This window comes from Acidovorax sp. GW821-FHT11A03, from assembly GCF_058809075.1.
The window spans coordinates 324,908-342,161 of sequence record NZ_JBXASG010000004.1; the positions used below are offsets into that span (position 1 = coordinate 324,908).

Consider the following 17,254-nt stretch of genomic DNA (forward strand, 5'->3'; position numbering starts at 1 on the left):
TGAATTGATAGCTTCCAGCGCTTGTCACATGGGCGCTGGAAGCATTTTTTAATCATATCCAGACATGAACCACGACAAGAACGTCACCACCACCATCGGCCACCTGATCGACGGCCAGCCCGTTGCCGACACGGCGCGCACCCAGCCGGTGTTCGACCCCGCCACCGGCGAGTCCCACACGAGCGTGGCCCTGGCAAGCAAGGCCACGGTGGAACAGGCCATCGCCTCGGCCCAGGCCGCCTTCCCGGCCTGGCGCAACACCCCACCGCTCAAGCGCGCGCGCGTGATGGGCAAGCTGAAAGTCCTGCTCGAGGACAACGCCGACAAGATCGCCGCGCTGATCACCGCCGAGCACGGCAAGGTGCTGGCCGATGCGCATGGCGAGCTGCAGCGCGGCATCGAGAACGTGGAGTTCGCCAGCTACGCGCCCGAGCTGCTCAAGGGCGAGCACAGCCGCAACGTGGGCCCGTCCATCGACTCCTGGAGCGAATTCCAGGCGCTGGGCGTGTGCGCCGGCATCACCCCGTTCAACTTCCCGGCCATGGTGCCGCTGTGGATGTGGCCCATGGCCGTGGCCTGCGGCAACACCTTCGTGCTCAAGCCGTCGGAGCGCGACCCGTCCTCGACGCTGTTCGTGGCCCAGCTCGCGCTCGAAGCCGGCCTGCCGCCCGGCGTGCTCAACGTGGTCAATGGCGACAAGGAAGCGGTGGACACGCTGCTGGCCGACCCGCGCGTGAAGGCCGTGAGCTTCGTGGGCTCCACGCCCATCGCCGAGTACATCTACGCCGAAGGCTGCAAGCACGGCAAGCGCGTGCAGGCCCTGGGCGGCGCCAAGAACCACGCGGTGCTGATGCCCGATGCCGACGTGGGCAACGCCGTGAGCGCGCTGATGGGCGCGGCCTATGGCTCCTGCGGCGAGCGCTGCATGGCCATCCCCCTGCTCGTCGCCGTGGGTGACGAGGTGGGAGACGCCGTGGTCGCCGGGCTGAAGGCCGAGATCGCCAGGATGAAGGTCGGCCCCGGCACGGACAACGGCAACGACATGGGCCCGCTGGTCACCCGGCAGCACTTCGAGAAAGTGAAGTCCTATGTGGACAGCGGCGTGGCCGAAGGCGCGACCCTGGTGGTGGACGGCCGGGGCGTGCAGGTGGCCGCAGGCCATGAGAACGGCTACTTCCTGGGCGCGTGCCTGTTCGACAACGTCCGGCCCGGCATGAAGATCTACCAGGAAGAGATCTTCGGGCCCGTGCTGGGCGTGGTGCGCGTGAAGACGCTGCAAGAGGCGATGAACCTGATCGACGCCCACGAATACGGCAACGGCACCTGCATCTTCACGCGCGACGGCGAAGCCGCGCGCTACTTCACCGACCACATCCAGGTCGGCATGGTGGGCGTGAACGTGCCCCTGCCCGTGCCCGTGGCCTACCACTCGTTCGGCGGCTGGAAGCGCAGCCTGTTCGGCGACCTGCACGCCTACGGGCCCGATGCCGTGCGCTTTTACACCAAGCGCAAGACCATCACGCAGCGCTGGCCCTCGGCCGGCGTGCGCGAAGGCGCAGTGTTCAGCTTCCCCAGCAGCCGCTGACCGAGCCCCCGCGCCCAGGCCAAGACGCCCCGCAGCCGCCCCGGCTGCGGGGCGTCTTGCCTTGTGGGGGATTGCAGCCGATGGGGTCATGGCTGATCCACCCATATAAGCAGATTCGCTTACTAGGGTTTTCACGACCACCGCCCTACAATCGCAGACCCTTACAAAGCTGACAGCCACTGCAGCGCCTCTGCAGCCCGGTTTTTGCACCCACCCCCTGAGTTGGAGACACTGAATGCCCGAGAACACCACGGCCCAGAACAACAACAACGATTCCGACAAGCGCGCCCAGCTGCGCCGTGCCGCTCTCGAGTACCACGAATTTCCCAAGCCCGGCAAGATCGCCATCGCCGCCACCAAGCAGATGGTGAACCAGCACGACCTGGCCCTGGCCTACTCGCCCGGCGTGGCCGCGCCCTGCGAGGAGATCGTGAAGGACCCCGCCAACGCCTTCCGCTACACCGCGCGTGGCAACCTGGTGGCCGTCATCAGCAACGGCACCGCCGTGCTGGGCCTGGGCGACATCGGCGCGCTGGCCTCCAAGCCGGTGATGGAAGGCAAGGGCGTGCTGTTCAAGAAATTCGCCGGCGTGGACGTGTTCGACATCGAGATCGACGAGAAGGACCCGGCCAAGCTGGTGGAGGTGATCGCCGCGCTGGAGCCGACGTTCGGCGCGATCAACCTCGAAGACATCAAGGCACCCGACTGCTTCTACGTGGAGCGCGAACTGCGCAAGCGCATGAAGATCCCCGTCTTCCACGACGACCAGCACGGCACGGCCATCACCGTGGCGGCGGCCATCGTGAATGCGCTCAAGGTGGCGGGCAAGAAGATCGAGGACGTGAAACTGGTCACCAGCGGCGCGGGCGCGGCGGCGCTGGCCTGCCTGAACCTGCTGCTCAAGGTGGGCGTGCAGCGCAAGAACGTGTTCGTCACCGACCTGGCCGGCGTGGTCTATGAAGGCCGCGAAGAGCTGATGGACGACGACAAGCGCCAGTTCATGCAGAAGACCGAGGCCCGCAAGCTGGCCGAGGTGATGGTGGGCGCGGACGTGTTCCTGGGCCTGTCGGCGGGCAACGTGCTCAAGCCCGAGATGGTGGCCACGATGGCCGAGCGGCCGGTGATCTTCGCGCTGGCCAACCCCAATCCGGAGATCACGCCCGAGCTGGCGCACAGCGTGCGCGGCGACATCATCATGGCCACGGGGCGCTCGGACTACCCCAACCAGGTGAACAACGTCCTGTGCTTCCCCTACATCTTCCGGGGCGCGCTGGACTGCGGCGCGACCACCATCACCGATGAGATGGAGATCGCCGCCGTCCACGCCATCGCCGACCTGGCCCAGGCCGAGCAAAGCGAGGTGGTGGCCGCGGCCTACGTGGGCGAGAAGCTGACGTTCGGCCCCGAATACCTGATCCCCAAGCCGTTCGACCCGCGCCTGATGATGAAGATCGCGCCGGCCGTGGCCCAGGCCGCCGCGGACAGCGGCGTGGCGCAGCGCCCCATCGCCGACATGGACGCCTACCGCGACCGGCTGCAGACCTTCGTCTACGCCTCGGGCACGACGATGAAGCCCATCTTCGACGCCGCGCGCACCGCGGCCCGCAAGCGCGTGGCCTACGCCGAGGGCGAAGAGGAGCGCGTGCTGCGCGCCGCGCAGATCGTGGTGGACGAGAAGGTGGCCCGCCCCACGCTGATCGGCCGCCCGGCCATCATCGCCCAGCGCATCGAGAAATTCGGCCTGCGCCTGAAGGAAGGCGTGGACTACGACGTGGTCAACACCGATTTCGACCACCGCTACCGCGACTTCTGGCAGACCTACCACCGCATGACCGAGCGCAAGGGCATCACCCAGCAGGTCGCCAAGATCGAGATGCGCCGGCGCCTCACGCTCATCGGCTGCATGATGCTGCACAAGGGCGAGGTGGACGGCCTGATCTGCGGCACCTGGGGCACCACGGCCAACCACCTGCTCTACATCGACCAGGTGATCGGCAAGCACGCGGGCGGCGCCGACAGCACGGCGCAGGACGTGCCCGTGTATGCCTGCATGAACGGCCTCATGCTGCCAGGGCGCCAGGTCTTCCTGGTGGACACGCACGTCAACTACGACCCCACGCCCCAGGAGCTGGCCGAAATCACCGCGCTGGCCGCGGAGGAAATGATGCGCTTTGGCATCAAGCCCAAGGCCGCGCTCCTGTCGCACTCCAATTTCGGCACCAGCAACCACCCCAGCGCCGTGAAGATGCGCCAGACGCTGGAACTGCTGCGCCAGCAGGCGCCCTGGCTGGAAGTGGACGGCGAGATGCACGGCGACGTGGCCTTGGACGGCAAGGCCCGTGCGGCCCTCATGCCCAGCAGCGAACTGACGGGCGACGCCAACCTGCTGGTGTTCCCCAACATCGACGCGGCCAACATCGCCTACAACCTGCTCAAGACCGCCGCGGGCGGCGGCATCGCGATCGGCCCGGTGCTGCTGGGAGCGGCCAAACCGGTCCACATCCTGACGCCCAGCGCCACCGTGCGCCGCATCGTGAACATGACAGCCCTGACCGTGGCGGATGCCAACGTGTCGAGATAAGCCCAAAATAGATAGCAAGCACTAACTTAAAAAGCTGCTTGCCCCCTTCAGCGTCTGCCCAATCTTTGTGCAGACGCTTGCTTTTTGGGGGCCGTTGAGCGACACTAGCGGCTCGAAATTTCGGGTTAACCCGTAGTTTCTGAAAGGTTCGTTGATGCTGAAGGCTGTAGCCACCCGGGCGCGCAAAGCAGGGTTTTTGTGTGTTTTGGGTGTTGCGTTCGTGTTGTCCCCGGTGGCGGGGCATGCCCGGAAATCCCCGTCCACCGACGGTTCCCTCACCCCCATCGCACTGGCCGAGTTGCCGCCCCAAGGGCGTGCGACGTATGCGCTGATCCGTGAGGGGGGCCCCTTTCCGTATGACAAGGACGGATCGGTTTTTGGTAATCGCGAGCGGCTATTGCCCGCCCACAAGCGGGGCTATTACCGTGAGTACACCGTCAGAACGCCAGGATCGCGCGACCGGGGAGCCCGGCGCATCGTGTGCGGCGGCAAGCCCCGGGTTCCGGACGCCTGCTACTACACCGGCGACCACTACGCCAGTTTTCGCGAGATCGTCGAATGACCCCCGATGCGGTGCACGCAGACCAGAAGAACCCTGGCAGCGCACACCGCGCCACCTTGAATCCCCCACGCGCAGGCCGCATTCCGCAGCCTTGCGAGAAGCCAGAAGTTTGTGGACTTTATAAAGAAAGAGTAGCGGAGATGCAGACGCCACTTCGTAAAGACCTGGAAACGCCACTGCGTGGCGTGCGCACCAACATCGTGCAGTCCATTCGCGCCTTCCGCGTGCAGGACCTGCAGGATGCCGCCACCTCCATGGGTCATCATTTCTTGTACGCCAACCTGGCCCACGCGCAGTCCAAGCAGGATGTGCTGGACCTGATTGCCGGGCAATTCACCTTCCCGTCGCACTTCGGCAAGAATTTTGATGCGCTGTACGACTGCATGACGGATCCCTTGCACAAATCGGGCCCGCAGCCTGGTTTCATCGTGGTGCTGGAGCAGATCCCCGCCACCGGCAAGTTCGACAAGGAAGCGCGTGAACAGCTGCTCGATATCTTCCGCGACGCCGCCGACTATTGGGGCGACCGAAAAATCCCCTTCCGCTGTTTCTATTCTTTTCTGTAGCCCGTTCTGCATCCACCAGCCAAGCAGAACGGGCGAACGAGGCTACCGGCACCCAGGGTGTCGAGGGCATTGAGATCGCCGCGGAGCCCGCCGAGAAAATGCCGACCGACAAGCTCGTCGACGTGTCCCCGATGGCGCTGCGCATGAGCAGCCCTTTCAACGCCGGCTACTGGCTTTCGGCTGCCTGAGTCTGGCTCATCCCCCTGAGCGGCTGCGCGCCGTTTCCCCCTTCTCCCGGCGTCGCCGGAAAGGGGGGATGCCCTCACTATGGGGCGCCCCTTGCCTGGCATCCTCCGCTCGGGCCGCGCCAGTGGCTGTCATCTTAGTCAAATCAAACCCTAGCGCTTGTCCATCAAGCGCCAGCAGCTATTGATTCAAGAGCACTGCTGTGCCAAGGCCACAAACTCGCTCACCGGAACCTCCTCGGCGCGGCGCTGGGTGTCGAAGGTGCCGGCGAACTGGCGCGCTTCGAGCCAGCGGCCCAGCGTGTGGCGCAGCAGCTTGCGGCGCTGGCTGAAGGCGACCTGCACCAGCTCTTCCAGAAGGGGCATCGACAAGGGCGCGGGCTCTGCGTGCGGCACCATGCGCACCACGGCGCTGTCCACGCGCGGGGGCGGGTCGAAGCTCTCCGGGGGAACGAACAGCACGTTTTCCATCGCGTAGCGCCATTGCAGCATCACCGACAGGCGCCCGTAGTCGCTGGTGGCAGGCTGGGCCACCATGCGGTCGATCACTTCCTTTTGCAGCATGAAGTGCTGGTCTTCGATGACCTGCACATGGTCCAGCAGATGGAACAGGATGGGCGTGGAGATGTTGTAGGGCAGGTTGCCCACCACGCGCAGCCGCAGGCCAGGCTGCGCGGCCTTCTCGCGCATCGCTTGCGCCAGCGCGGTGAAGTCCACCTTGAGCACGTCGGACTCGATCACCTCCAGCTGGCCATGCAGCCGCAGGCGCAAGGCCAGGTCGCGGTCCAGCTCGATGACCGTGAGGCGCCCCAGGCGCTCCACCAGGGGCTGCGTGAGCGCCGCAAGGCCCGGTCCGATCTCGACCATGGGCTGGCCCGGCTGGGGCGCAATGGCCTGCACGATGTCTTCGATGATGCCCTTGTCGGACAGGAAATGCTGCCCGAAGCGCTTGCGGGGGATGTGCTTCATGCCATTTGCCCGCTGGTGCTGTCGATATGCCGGGAGACGGCATGCGAGCTGTGCAAGGGCGGCCAAGCCGCGCAGGCGGCGCTTCGCCGGGGGGCGCTGGCGGGGGCCCCTCCCTTCCCGCATCGCGCAGCGATACGGAAGAAGGAGGAGGAAGGTGCGCAGCGCCTCGGGGGAACGTACTCCATCTTCATTGCGGCGGGTCGCGGTATTCCACATACGCGCGCCCGCGCAGTTCCTGCGCCCAGGTGGCGTAGGCCTCGTCCAGCTTCTTCTCGCGCACCGTATCGCGCGCCATGTCGCGCTGCTCGCGCTGCGTGAGCTTGGCCTCGCGGCGCTCGAGCAGCTGGATCAGGTGCACACCGAAGCGCGACACCAGCGGCTCGCTGACATCGCCGGGCTTGAGGCTGTTCAAGGCCTGCTCGAATTCGGGCACGTAGCGGCCCGGATTGGCCCAGCCCAGGTCGCCGCCCTCCTTGGAGCTGCCGTCCTGGGAATGCTCGCGCGCCAGCGCCGCGAAGTCGGCCTGGCCCGCCAGCACGCGGCGCCGGTAGTCCGCTAGGCGCGCCGCCGCGGCGGACTCCGTCAGCTGCGGCCCGGTGCGCAGCAGGATGTGGCGGGCATGGTTCTGCACCACCGTGGTGGGCACGCCCGCCGTGACGCGCTCCACCACCTTGAGCACGTGAAAGCCCGCAGGCGACCGCACCGGCCCGACGATGCTGCCCACCGGCAGGCCCAGCGTGGAGTTCACGAACAGTTCGGGATACCGGTCCGCCGGGCGCAGGCCCAGCAGGCCTGCGGCGCGCTGCCCTTCGGGCGCGTCGGAGAACTCGCGCGCGACGGCCGCGAAGTCCTCACCCGCGCGCACCTTGTCCGCCGCGCGCTGGGCGCGTGCCTGGCGCTCGGCCACCTGCACGGGGCTGGCATTCTCGGGGACGAGGACGAGCACGTGCCCCAGGTTGATCTCCATCGAGGCCACGTCGGCGCCCCGTTGCTGCTCGCGCAGGTACTGGTCGATGTCCAGGTCAGACACCTTCACGCGCGCCTCCACTTCACGTTCGCGCAGGCGCTGCTGCAGCAGCTGGTTGCGCAGCTCTTCACGGAAGCGCTCCTTGCCCATGCCGTCCCGCGCGAGGCGGCGGTAGAGGTCGTCCACCGTCATGTTGTTCTGCCGGGCCACGCCCTGCTCGGCCTGCGACACGGCGAAGTCATCCACCTTGACGCCGGACTCCTTCGCCTGCTGCAGCTGCACGCGCTCCAGGATGATCCGTTCGAGCACTTCACGGGCGAGCAGGTCCCGCGGCGGCATGGCGCCCCCCTGCTGCGCCAGCTGTGCCTCGGCGCGCGCGAGCCGCGAGCGCACCTCGTTGTTGGTCACGGGTTCGGAATTGACCACGGCCACGATGAAATCCGCCTGACGGGGCGCCGAACTGCTGCCGCTGCCCGCAGCCGTCTCCGCGGGCAGCGTGATCGAAGTTGCGGCCGCCGGGCGCGCCGTCAGCCCCTTGCCTGCAGGCGCGCCGGAAGGGCGCAGGCCCTGGGCCAGGGTGCCCTGGGACATCAGGGAAGCCAGGGTGGCAATGGCCAGTGCGATGACACGGTGATTCATGGCGTTAAGCGTTAGTCATAGTTGCTGAAACGGCTGGGCGTTGTCACCTGCTCGCGCAGGTTCTGGTAGCGCGGCACATTTTGCTTGAAGGTATCCAGGGGGCTGGAGCCCAGGCTCAGGCGGGAGAAGCCCACGAATTCGATCTGGAACAGCAGGCGGGTGTTGGACGTGGTGACACTGCTTTGCAGGCGCTCGAGGACCACGCGGCCGATCCAGCAGCAGCTGTCGTACTCAAGGCCCACCACGGTGTCCACGAGTTTGCGGTCCTGCAGGCTGTAGTTCAGGCGCCCGACGCTGTACCAGCGCCCGCCGCCCTGGCCACGGCCGGCGCCAAGTTCCTTGCCCTTGTCGCCCCACAGATCATTGAGCGGCCATTGCCAGCCAATGTCGATCTGCTCGCTGGTGCCGCGCTGCAGGCGGTAGGCGGCGCTCACGGTGCGGTAGTTGCCCGGGCTGTAGCGCGCACCGATGGTCGAGCGGATGGAACGGCCGGTCTTGGGGTTGTACTGCACGGTGGAGTCAAAGCCCCACTGCGGCGTCCAGGTGATGCCCGCGCCCAGCAGCAGGTCCGACAGGCGCTCGCTCACGGGCGCGCCGCCCGGCAGCGTCACCTGCTGGTCGGAGAAACGAACGCGTTGCGCAACGCCGAAGCGCGCGGCCTCGGCGCCCGTGTTCGGGTCCAGCAGCCGCGTGGTGACGCCCAGGGTGAGCAGGTTGTTGTCGGCCAGCCGGTCGTTGCCCCCGAAGGCGTTCTCGGTGTAGATGGTGGCGAAATTGAAGTCGTTGGCCGCCGTGTCGTACACGGGCAGGCGGCTCTGGTCACGGTACGGCGTGTACGTGTAGAAAGCACGCGGCTCCAGCGTCTGCAGGAAGGCGCGGCCGAAGTACGCGGCGTCGCGCTCGAAGACCAGGCCGCTGTCCAGGCTGAAGGTGGGCAGCGCGCGGCTGGCCGAACGCTCGCCATTGGACAGCGGGGTATCGAACTGGTACTGCGTGGCGTGCAGCTGCAGGCGCGGCGTGACGAAGCCCCCGGGCGACAGGAACGGCCGGCTGATCTGCGCCATGGCATAGCTGCGGTGGGCATTGGGCTGGCCCGTCAGCTCGCGGGCCGCCTGGAAACGCGTGGTGTCCAGTTCCACGCTGGCATCCACCCCGCCACCGAGCTGCGAGGGGGCATAGCGCCATTGCAGCTGGGGCATGCGGTCGTAAGGCGGCACGATGGGAGAAGTCACGTCCTGCAGCGTCTGCCACTTGAGGGTGCGCACGCTCGCGGACATGTCATTGCGCGCCCAGGACAGCGTGGCATCGCCGGGCAGCAGGCGCTGGCGCAGAAGCTCGGAGGCGCGGCCGAAGTCGCGCCAGTAGTTGTCGTCGCTGACGCGGTTGAGGTTGAGGTTGAGCCCCACCCCGCCGATGCCGGTGTTGAAAGCACCCTGGTGCTGTCCCGAAAAGCTCCACCGCATGCGGTCGCGCAGGCGGTCGGTGGGCATGACGTCGGCGCTGATCTGGCCGGAATAGCTCGGCTCCAGGTAGCGGAACTCGCCCCCCAGGTTGGCGCCGCGCTTGGTCATGAGGGCGGCGCGCAGCGTGGCATCGCGGTTGGGCGCGATGTTCCAGTAGTACGGCTGCATGTAGGCCACCCCGTCGCGGCTGTCCAGGCCGATGGTCGGGGGCAGCAGGCCGGACTTGCGCTTGTCCGACAGCGGGAAGGTGATGTACGGAATCGGCAGCAGCGACACGCCCTTGAACTCCAGCACCGCGTCTTCCGCCGTACCCACCTCTTCCTCGTTGTCGATGCGGATGGTGGCGGCGCGCAGCACCCAGTCGGGCCGCCAGCTTTCTTCATTGCCGCGCTCGCACGTGGTGTATGTGGCGTTGTGCACCACGGCCCGGTCGCGGTCGATGAAATCCACGCGCGTGGCATCGCCGTGCGCCTGGGTGGCCAGAAACTTGTACCGCGCGTCGCTGAAGAAGCCCTCGAACGCATCCACCCGCAGCTCCAGCGCCGTGCCTTCGTACACATTGCCCGCGCGGTTGATGCGCACCTGCCCGCTGGCCTTGGCCAGGTCTTCAGGCACGTTGTAGTCCAGGCGGTCGGCGCGGATCACGGTGTCGCCCCGGCGCAATTCGGCATTGCCTTCGATGACGGCGTTCAGGTCGGTCTGGCCGCTGATGTGGTCACCCTTCACGAACACCGGCAGCTGGGGGCGCACGGCGTCCGGAATCTTTTCCTGCAGCAGCGGCGAGGTGCGCAGCGCGGGCGGTGCATCCCAGGCGCTGGGCGGGGGGGCCTCCGCCGCCTGCGCCAGCGCGGAGAGCGGCAGCCCGCACCAGGCCAGCGCCACGCCATAGGCCAGGGCCCGGGGCACGGGCGCGCGCAGCCGCACGGCCTTCGCCGTGGCGGGCCGGGTCCGGGGGGAAGGGGTCTGCACGGTAGGGGGCTTGCGGCGTGGCACGTGGGGCGATGGGCAGGGGCGGATGAAAGAAGGACCCGCTCACCACGGAGGCGGGGAGCGGGTTTGTAAAATCGGATTATCCATGAGCCACCCATCCTCCCCTTCTCCCGCCTGCCCGCCCCCGGGCATGGCCGTGGCAACCCCCGCAACTTGTACCGTGGCCTGGCCCGACGCGGCCCGCCAGACAGCCTTCGAAGCCTGGCTCGCCCCCCTGGTGGGCCCGCACCAGCTGCTGCCCGCCACGCTGCGCCCGGCGTCGGCCGATGCGAGCTTCCGCCGCTACCTGCGCATCGACAGCGCCACGGGCAGCAGCCGCATCGTGATGGATGCCCCGCCCCACCAGGAGAACTGCCGCCCCTTCGTGCAGGTGCAGGGCCTGATGGCGTCCGCGGGCCTGAACGTGCCGCAGATCCTGGCCTGGGACGAGCCCGGCGGATTCATGCTGCTGTCCGACCTGGGGCACCGGACGGTGATCGAGCTGCTGGACCCCGGGCAGCCCCAGGCCGCCTACGCCAGGTACCAGCAGGCCACCGATGTGCTGCTGGACTGGCAGAAGGCCTCCCAGCCCGGCGTGCTGCCAGCCTACGACGAGGCGCTGCTGCGCCGCGAGCTGGCGCTGTACCCCGACTGGTACCTGGGCCGACATCGCGGCGTCACGCTGGACGACCAGCAGCAGGCCACCCTGGGCAGCGCCTTCGATGCCATCGTGGCGCACAACCTCGCCGCGCCCCAGGTCTACGTGCACCGCGACTTCATGACGCGCAACCTGATGGCCCCCGTCGAAGAAGGCGCGCCCCTGGGCGTGCTGGACTTCCAGGACGCCGTCTACGGTCCCATCACCTATGACATCGCCAGCCTGCTGCGCGACGCGTTCATCAGCTGGGAAGAGGAGTTTGTCATCGACATTACCGTGCGTTACTGGGAAAAGGCGCGCAAGGCCGGGCTGCTGGGCGCCCGCAGCGCCAGCGGCTGGGGCGATGACTTCGGCGAGTTCTACCGCGCGGTGGAATGGATGGGCCTGCAGCGCCACCTCAAGGTCGCGGGCATCTTCGCGCGCCTGACCCTGCGCGACGGCAAGCCCAGGTACCTGGCCGACGCGCCGCGCTTCATGGCCTACATCCGCGCCACGGCCAACCGCTACCGCCAGCTGGGGCCCCTGCTCAAGATGCTCGACCAGATCGAGGGCACCGAGCCGGTCACGGGATTTGCCTACGGCCGGATGTAGGGGCGCCACCGGGCGCATGCCAGGAAAAATCGAGTCCAATCAGGCTGTAGCGCTTGTCCTTCAAGCGCAAACAGCTATAAATTAGGTAGCAAATGCCCCGTTTCCACTGCCCGGCCCTTCTGTCCACCGGCGCCGAGCTGGACCTGCCCCCGGGCGCCGCGCGCCATGTGCAGGTGCTGCGCCTGCAGCCGGGCGATGCCATCACGCTGTTCCACGGCGGCCAGGACGGGGGCGACCCGGGCGGCGAGTTCGACGCCACCGTGCTGCGCATGGGCCGCAGCGACGTGCGCGTGCTGGTGGGCGCGCACCATGCCACCGAACGCGAAGCCGCGCGCACGGTGCACCTGCTGGCGGGCATCACCGCCAACGAGCGCATGGACTGGCTCGTCGAGAAAGCCACCGAACTGGGCGTGGCCAGCATCACGCCCCTGGTGGCCGAGCGCAGCGTGCTCAAGCTCAAGGGCGAGCGGGCCGAGAAAAAAATCGCCCACTGGCAGGCCGTGGCCGTGGCCGCCTGCGAGCAGTGCGGCCGCAACCGCGTGCCCGTGGTGCACGGCGCCGTGGACATGGCCAGCTGGGTGCGTGCGCGGCAGGCGGGTGGCGCCGGGGCCGAAGCGGCGGCGCAGCGCCTGCTGCTGTCGCTGCGCGCGGGCACCGCGCCACTGCATGCGGCGGCGGCCCCCGCCGGGCCCGTGGTGTTTCTTTCCGGCCCGGAAGGCGGCCTCTCCGGCGCCGAGGAAGATCTGGCGCTGCTCCACGGCTTCGCCCCGGTCACGCTGGGGCCGCGCGTGCTGCGCGCCGAGACGGCGCCGCTCGCGGCCCTGGCGGCGCTCACGCTTCTCGCGGGCCCGTGAGGGGTTCACCCAGGCTGTACGCAGGGCGGCCCCCGCCCTAGAATGAACCGCAGAGCACCGGCAGCCGCCCGCCCGCGCGCCGCTGGCCCCGCGTTCCGCGCGATCCCACCACACTGGCAGGAGTTTCCATCTTGCGCACATCTTCCCGCCGGCGCCGCCTCAGGGATGTGGTTCTGTCGACCGATCCCCGGCGGCGCACGCTGGTGAGCATGGCGCTGCTCGCGCTGGCGCTCATGTCCAGCAGCGCGGGCGTGATGCTGCTGGTGTCGATGGCGAGCAGCGCGGTGAACGCCGCCGCCGTGCAGTGGTGGGCCGCCATTTCAGTGGGCGGGCTCGTGGTGATGACGGCGTTCATCCGCTCGGGCGAGACCGCCCGGCTCAACGACCCCTCGCTCACCGTGCCCCAGATGGTCTGGACCATCACCAGCGGCGCCGTGGCCTACGTGCTGGCAGGCGATGCGCGCGGCGTGGTGCCCAGCGTGCTGGCCATGATCCTGTTCTTCGGCACCTTCGGGCTGACCGTGGCCGAGGTCATCGGCATCGGCGTATATGCGCTGCTGGCCTTTGCCTGCGCCGTGGCCGCCACCACCCGTTTCAGCGCCAGCCCATTCGGCTACCTGGACACCGCCTATGCGCTCATGGTGCTCATCGTGCTGGGCGGCAGCATCGCGCTGAACCTGCGCATCCAGCGCATCCGCGCGCGGCTGCGCGAGCAGCGCGAGGCCTTGGCCCACGCCCTCGCCGTCAACCGCGAGCTGGCCACGCGCGACGAGCTCACGGGCCTGCCCAACCGCCGCGCGATGCTCGACCTGATGGACCTGGAGCATCGGCGCAGCCTGCGCAGCGGCCGCCCCATGCTGCTGGCGGAACTTGACATCGATCACTTCAAGCGTGTCAACGACAGCCACGGCCATGCCACCGGCGACCGCGCGCTGCAGGCCTTTGCCGGCGTGGTGCGCGCGAGCGTGCGCGACACCGACGTGCTGGCCCGCTGGGGCGGCGAAGAGTTCGTGCTGATGCTGTCGGACACCCATCTGGACGATGCGCGCGACCTGCTCGAGCGCGTGCGCCTGGCCGTGGCCGCGATGGAGATCCCGCACTCCACCGGCGTGCTGCGCCTGTCCGTGTCGGCCGGCCTGGCGCTGCACCTGCCGGGCGACACGGTGGAGCTCACGCTGGAGCGCGCGGACCAGGCGCTCTACACCGCCAAGTCGCTGGGCCGCAACCGCGTCGTGGTGGCGCCGTCCGGCCCACGGGGCGCGGTCTCGCTCGGCGCCCGGGCTTGACATGGGGCGGCATGCCGCGCGTGCCCACGACCGCGACCTGCGCCGCGAAGGACGCGGGCAAAGCCGCCACCCGGCGGGCGCTTTCAGGTCCGCAGGCGGGGCGGGGCGCGCATCTGCTCCGGCGTGGTGAAGTAGGCGGTCGACGCGCCCAGCTGGCCGCGCACCTGGGCCAGCTCGTGGCGCGCCACGCTGCGCAGGTGCACCTCGTCGGGCCCGTCCATCAGGCGCAGCGCGCGGCCCCAGGTCCAGAACGCGGCCAGCGGCGTGTCGGGCGACAGGCCCATGGCGCCAAAGATCTGCATGGCGCGGTCCACCACGCGCTGCTGCAGGCGCGCGGCCACCACCTTGATGGCCGCGACCTGGGCACGCACCTGGCGGACATCGGCGGCATCGCCCTGGTCCAGCAACCAGGCCGCATGCAGCACCAGCAGCCGCGCCTGGTCGATCTCGATGCGCGACTCGGCAATCCACTCCTGCACGTTGGCCTGCTCGGCCAGCGCCTTGCCGAAGGCCGTGCGTTCGAGCGCGCGCTCGGTGGCCAGGCGCAGCGCCAGCTCGCACTGCCCGATGGTGCGCATGCAATGGTGCACACGCCCCGGCCCCAGGCGCGCCTGTGCCATCGCAAACCCCGCGCCCCAGTCGCCCAGGAGGTGGTCGGCCGGCACCCGGACATCCTGCAGCAGGACCTCGCAATGCCCCTCGGGGGCGTGGTGGTGCAGCACGCTGATGTTGCGCACCACCCGCAGGCCCGGCGTGGCGGCGGGCACCAGCACCATGCTGTGGCGCGCGTGGCTCGGAGCCTCGCCGCCGCCACCGTCTGCGCCGGCATTGCGGCACAGCACGATGAACAGCCGGCACTGAGGATGCGCCGCCCCCGTGATGAACCACTTGCGGCCGCTGAGCACCAGCACATCCCCTTCGCGCCGTACCGTGGTCTGCAGGTTGGTGGGGTCGGACGAGGCCACATCCGGCTCGCTCATGGCGAAGGCCGAGCGCATCTGGCCACGCAGCAGCGGCTGCAGCCAGCATGCACGCTGCGCGGGCGTGGCAAAGCGGTGCAGCAGCTCGATGTTGCCGGTGTCCGGCGCCTGGCAGTTGAACACCTCGGCGGCCCAGGGCAGGCGGCCCATCGCCTCGGCCAGCGGCGCGTAGTCGAGGTTGGACAGGCGGGTGCCGGGCTCGTCGGGCCCCAGCGTGGGCAGGAACAGGTTCCACAACCCCTCCTCGCGGGCCAGGGCCTTGAGGTCTTCCACGAAGGGCGGCGGGTAGTCGCCCGCCAGCGCGGCCGCATGCCAGGCGGCGTTGTAGGGCAGCAGATAGCGGTCCATGAACGCCACGAGGCGGTCATGCAGTTCACGGGCCAGGGGCGAAGGTGCGAAGTCCATGCGGCCATTGTGAAAACCGCACGGGCACGCGTCACAACGCAGGCGACACCGGGCTTGACGCAGGTCACGCACACCGCGGCCCCAGCCCGCTGCCTGCTCTGGAACGCTCCTCATTTCATAGCTGCCAGCGCTTGCCAATCCGGCGATAGCGGGCATTTTTTCCATGGATCGCGCAGCAGGCCGGTACCATCGCACGATGAGCACGCACTACGAAACCCTGCACCCCGCCGACGTCTACCGCGAGGCATTCGCGGTGGAACCTCCGCCGGCACCCGACGAGCGCCACCTGTGGCCGCGCAAGCCGGGCGGCTTCATCGTGCATGCAGCCGCCGCGGCGGCCATGGCCACCCCGCGGGGCGAACAGGCCCCAGCACCGGCTGTGGACGACAAGGCAGCCGCCGCCCGCGTGCTGGTGCCCGCGCAGTGGGGGCTGGTGCCGCACTGGGTCAAGTCGGCGTCCGACGCGAAGCTGCGCGCCCCCAAGCTGGTCAACGCCAAGTCCGACCTGGCCTCCACCGGCACGGCATTCCGCGATGCCTGGCTGAACGGCCAGCGCTGCATCGTGCCGATGATGGCGTTCTATGAAGACGACTTCCGCTCCGGCAAGGCCGTGCCCACGCGCATCTCCCGCGTGGACGGCAAGCCCATGGGCGTGGCCGGGCTGTGGGCCCGCTGGCAGGGAGCCGGTGGCGAGGTGATCGTGAGCTACTGCCTGCTCACCGTGAACGCCAACAACCACGCGCTGCTGCACCGCTACCAGCAACCGGGCAGCGAAAAGAGCATGCCCGCCATCCTGAACGAAGGCGCCTACGACGCCTGGCTCACGGCCCGCCCCGACAAGGCCAAGGAATTCATGCGCCAGTACGCGGCCAACTGGCTCCTGGCCAACCCCGTAGAAAAGTAGGGGGGACAGAAGGCCGCCAGGATTCCTGAACTGAAATCTTCAACTCCAATACTGCAAGAGCCTGGTTACGACTTCCATCGACCACCCGTCTGCGCCAGCACCTCGGGTGCAATTCGTTGTACATGGAGGATACAAATCAATACACTCGTTTGTGTGCGGGTTTGCCAGCCCCCGCGCGGGAACGTGGTGCCAGTCAATCAACACGATCTATAGGCGGTTGGTTCATGTTTAGACTAAACGAAAGAGATCAACATGAAAAATTCTTTCTCAAAATGGGGAATGTTGCTGTCGGTCGCGCTCTTGCTGGGATTGAGTTCCTCGGTCTACGCGCAAGCAACACGAACCTGGGTGTCAGGCGTTGGAGATGACGCCAACCCCTGCAGCCGGACAGCCCCCTGCAAAACATTTGCCGGAGCAATTAGTAAAACGGCGCCAGGCGGCGAGATAGACGTCATGGATGATGGGGGCTATGGAGGAGTCACCATTACAAAATCCATCACCATCAATGGAGGTGGTCATGTCGCGGGCGTATTGACCGGGAGTGGCACCACGGGCATCCTGATCAATGCAGGGGCGACCGATGTTGTTGTGTTGCGCGGGCTTACATTCACGGGCACGTCTGGTGCAGTGAGCGCAGTACGGTACCTTGCGGGCAAATATGTTGTAGTAGAAGACAGCACCATCGACGGTTATCTGTACGGCGTTAATATGGCTGTGGGTGCCGTCAATGGGCGTATGGATGTCCGTAACGTTCAAATGACGAATGCGACGACGGCCGGCAGCTACGGTATCCACATTGGCCCCGCCAATTCCATCACTACCGTCAGCAACGTATCTGTAAGAGGTTTCACCTACGGTATCACCACCCGTGGCGGCGTGACTTATCTGCGGGGGTCCACCATAGTGGCCAACGATACGGCCTATAACAACCTAGGCGGAAGCCTCTTGTCTTATGGAGACAATATGGTCGTTGGCAACTTGAGCGACGGTGCGCCTCCCACCGGATCTATACCGCACTACTGAAAATGCGCTGAGTTCCATCCAGGTATTCCCCCCGACCCATTTCGGGTGGGATATGCCTGCACTTTTT

At 67.7% G+C, this 17,254-nt stretch carries 12 protein-coding genes and 1 pseudogene; 9 read left to right on the forward strand and 4 right to left on the reverse strand.

The genetic code is table 11. From position 1 onward, the window contains the following. Positions 1-64 precede the first annotated feature (64 nt). The 4 genes from AC1RVY_RS11905 (at position 65) to AC1RVY_RS11920 (ending at position 5,294) form a co-directional block, all read left to right on the forward strand. Entirely contained in the window at positions 65-1,585 is a 1,521-nt protein-coding gene (locus tag AC1RVY_RS11905) for a CoA-acylating methylmalonate-semialdehyde dehydrogenase (protein ID WP_218297060.1), read from the forward strand. 235 nt (positions 1,586-1,820) lie between these two features. Beyond that, the gene (locus AC1RVY_RS11910; RefSeq protein ID WP_218339385.1) at positions 1,821-4,166 is read left to right on the forward strand and encodes an NADP-dependent malic enzyme; all 2,346 of its coding nucleotides are present in this window, start codon (positions 1,821-1,823) and stop codon (positions 4,164-4,166) included. Between the two features lie 154 nt (positions 4,167-4,320). Beyond that, entirely contained in the window at positions 4,321-4,728 is a 408-nt protein-coding gene (locus tag AC1RVY_RS11915) for a guanyl-specific ribonuclease (RefSeq protein WP_218297058.1), read from the forward strand. A gap of 140 nt (positions 4,729-4,868) precedes the next feature. After that, positions 4,869-5,294: a barstar family protein gene (locus AC1RVY_RS11920; protein ID WP_010464776.1), complete on the forward strand. Its 426-nt coding sequence runs from the start codon at positions 4,869-4,871 to the stop codon at positions 5,292-5,294. 374 nt (positions 5,295-5,668) lie between these two features. On the opposite strand, the gene rsmA is transcribed toward AC1RVY_RS11920, so the two are convergent. From rsmA to AC1RVY_RS11935, 3 genes are all read right to left on the reverse strand, one after another. Then, positions 5,669-6,448, reverse strand: a complete 780-nt coding sequence (rsmA, locus tag AC1RVY_RS11925) for a 16S rRNA (adenine(1518)-N(6)/adenine(1519)-N(6))-dimethyltransferase RsmA (protein ID WP_492806684.1) — start codon at positions 6,446-6,448, stop codon at positions 5,669-5,671. A 187-nt stretch (positions 6,449-6,635) separates the two neighbouring features. Further along, positions 6,636-8,054, reverse strand: a complete 1,419-nt coding sequence (locus AC1RVY_RS11930; protein ID WP_492806685.1) for a peptidylprolyl isomerase — start codon at positions 8,052-8,054, stop codon at positions 6,636-6,638. Positions 8,055-8,065: 11 nt separating this feature from the next. Then, the gene (locus AC1RVY_RS11935; RefSeq protein WP_492806686.1) at positions 8,066-10,486 is read right to left on the reverse strand and encodes an LPS-assembly protein LptD; all 2,421 of its coding nucleotides are present in this window, start codon (positions 10,484-10,486) and stop codon (positions 8,066-8,068) included. A gap of 106 nt (positions 10,487-10,592) precedes the next feature. Between AC1RVY_RS11935 and AC1RVY_RS11940 the strand changes: the two genes are divergently transcribed. From AC1RVY_RS11940 to AC1RVY_RS11950, 3 genes are all read left to right on the forward strand, one after another. After that, the gene (locus AC1RVY_RS11940; protein WP_492806687.1) at positions 10,593-11,735 is read left to right on the forward strand and encodes an aminoglycoside phosphotransferase family protein; all 1,143 of its coding nucleotides are present in this window, start codon (positions 10,593-10,595) and stop codon (positions 11,733-11,735) included. 92 nt (positions 11,736-11,827) lie between these two features. Further along, complete coding sequence (locus AC1RVY_RS11945) at positions 11,828-12,589, forward strand: 16S rRNA (uracil(1498)-N(3))-methyltransferase (RefSeq protein ID WP_492806688.1); 762 nt, start codon at positions 11,828-11,830, stop codon at positions 12,587-12,589. A gap of 131 nt (positions 12,590-12,720) precedes the next feature. Then, a complete protein-coding gene (locus AC1RVY_RS11950; protein ID WP_255590965.1) occupies positions 12,721-13,875 on the forward strand; it encodes a diguanylate cyclase in 1,155 nt (384 codons plus the stop codon). A gap of 83 nt (positions 13,876-13,958) precedes the next feature. Here AC1RVY_RS11950 and AC1RVY_RS11955 read toward each other — a convergent pair whose 3' ends face one another. Continuing rightward, positions 13,959-15,260: an acyl-CoA dehydrogenase family protein gene (locus tag AC1RVY_RS11955; protein ID WP_492806689.1), complete on the reverse strand. Its 1,302-nt coding sequence runs from the start codon at positions 15,258-15,260 to the stop codon at positions 13,959-13,961. A gap of 196 nt (positions 15,261-15,456) precedes the next feature. On the opposite strand from AC1RVY_RS11955, the pseudogene AC1RVY_RS11960 reads away from it, so the two are divergent. Both AC1RVY_RS11960 and AC1RVY_RS11965 read left to right on the forward strand, forming a co-directional pair. Beyond that, positions 15,457-16,198: pseudogene (locus AC1RVY_RS11960) on the forward strand (SOS response-associated peptidase). Between the two features lie 218 nt (positions 16,199-16,416). Further along, positions 16,417-17,187 (forward strand): right-handed parallel beta-helix repeat-containing protein, encoded by a 771-nt coding sequence (locus tag AC1RVY_RS11965; protein ID WP_492806690.1) that lies wholly within the window; start codon positions 16,417-16,419, stop codon positions 17,185-17,187. Positions 17,188-17,254 lie beyond the last annotated feature (67 nt).